At 63.0% G+C, this 292-nt stretch carries 1 pseudogene; it reads left to right on the top strand.

Annotation, left to right across the window (positions count from 1 at the left end):
• Window positions 1-50: 50 nt before the first annotated feature.
• Window positions 51-292: pseudogene (locus tag GV790_RS29825) on the top strand (site-specific integrase); the annotation flags it as partial.

Raw genomic sequence — 292 nt, 5'->3', positions numbered from 1 at the left:
CTACATCGCGGCCCTCGACCAGGCTGCGTGATCCTGTGCCGAGACAACGTATGGCCCCTGGTGAATGGGGAAAAATCACGGTCAAGAAGACCGGACCGAACAAGTTCACCGCATACGCCTATGTGCGGGATGAGGACGGGCGCCGTAGGCCGGTGAAGCGCAATGGCTCGACTGACGAGGATGCGCGGCGCGCGCTCCAGCGGCACCTCAAGAAGCGGACAACGCCGATTGACGGGGCAGTGGTGACCGAGCGGACCTCATTGTCGGAGCTGTTCGAGGCGTGGATCGCAAC

It is taken from the genome of Nocardia cyriacigeorgica (assembly GCF_010858045.1).
Classification (GTDB): Bacteria; Actinomycetota; Actinomycetes; order Mycobacteriales; family Mycobacteriaceae; genus Nocardia; species Nocardia cyriacigeorgica_E.
The sequence above is the reverse complement of the archived record's forward strand: the minus strand, read 5'-3'. Positions and strand labels throughout refer to the sequence as shown.